The organism is Candidatus Infernicultor aquiphilus (genome assembly GCF_002784285.1).
GTDB classification, from domain to species: Bacteria; Atribacterota; Phoenicimicrobiia; order Phoenicimicrobiales; family Phoenicimicrobiaceae; genus Infernicultor; species Infernicultor aquiphilus.
The window spans coordinates 1-1,315 of record NZ_PFKO01000182.1 but is presented as its reverse complement, the minus strand read 5'-3'; the positions used below and the strand labels follow the sequence as shown (position 1 = coordinate 1,315).

Here is a 1,315-nt window from a genome sequence, read left to right as displayed (position 1 = left end):
TTACCCTTGGCGGAGGGGGTGGGATTTGAACCCACGGATACTTGCATATCGCCGGTTTTCAAGACCGGTGCATTCGGCCACTCTGCCACCCCTCCATAATTACCAGTATAGAATATCATCTCTTTAGTAGATGGGTCAAATTGAATTTTACACTATCTTATCCCCCTCACCCTAACCCTCTCCCTCGAGGGGCGAGGGAATAAAAGACTACGGAGGGTAGACACAAGGTCTACCCCTACCAATAAAGACACAAGGTCTACCCCTACCAATGACTAATTGATTATTCACTATAAACCAATCTATTTTATAGAGATCAAATTCATAGACAGGCGAGCCTGCCCTCGTGAAAACGGGGGACGCCTGTCCTACTACATTTGCATAGATCATTGAGGGCGTATGCAATACGCCCCTACTGGCTTTTTTGCTATATACTAACTAATTTAATTGGAAAATAGGTAAATAGGGCAATTGGTAAATTAATTAATTATTTACTGGCGGGTTATCTGTTCAACCCCACCCAGATAAGGGCGAAGGACATCAGGTATAACTACACTTCCGTCTTTCTGCTGATAATTTTCCAATATAGCTACCAAAGTCCTTCCTACCGCTAAACCAGAACCATTTAAAGTATGGACCAAATTTACTTTCTCTTTTTCTTTAGAACGATATCTAATCATTGCCCTCCTGGCTTGAAAATCTTCACAATTACTACAAGAAGATATCTCTCTGTATCGGTCTTGAGCTGGTAACCATACTTCAATATCATAAGTCTTAGCAGCCGCAAAACCCATATCTCCAGTACAAAGAACCACCACCCGAAAAGGCAATTCCAATCTTTTTAAAACTTCTTCCGCATTTTGGGTTAAAGTTTCTAACTCATTATAAGAATCCTCGGGTCTGCAGATCTTTACCAGCTCTACTTTGTTGAACTGATGTTGTCTTATTAAACCTTGCACATCTTTACCATAAGAACCTGCTTCCCGTCGAAAACAGGCCGTGTAAGCAACATAATAAAGTGGTAAATCATCATCATTTAAAATTTCCTCTCGATGGAGATTAGTTAAAGGGACCTCAGCAGTGGGTACCAAATAAAGGCCATTAGTAGTCTTGAATAAATCATCTTCAAATTTGGGCAATTGCCCGGTACCAGTCATAGTTTCAGCATTCACCAAAAAAGGAGGAAATATCTCTTTATAGCCATGTTCATTGGTGTGAAGATCGAGCATAAAATTAATTAGGGCTCTTTCCAGTTTAGCACCCATCCCTTTTAAAACCGTAAATCGGGCAGTAGCTATCTTCACTCCTCTCTCAAAAT

The 1,315-nt window shown here is 40.7% G+C and carries 1 protein-coding gene and 1 tRNA gene; both read right to left on the bottom strand.

Going from position 1 to position 1,315, the window contains the following annotated elements:
• Nucleotides 1–7 precede the first annotated feature (7 nt).
• Nucleotides 8–95, bottom strand: a tRNA-Ser gene (locus COZ07_RS04990).
• Between the two features lie 393 nt (nucleotides 96–488).
• Nucleotides 489–1,315, bottom strand: an 827-nt coding sequence (gene serS / locus COZ07_RS04985) for a serine--tRNA ligase (RefSeq protein ID WP_406607483.1), incomplete at its 5' end; no start/stop codon positions are given.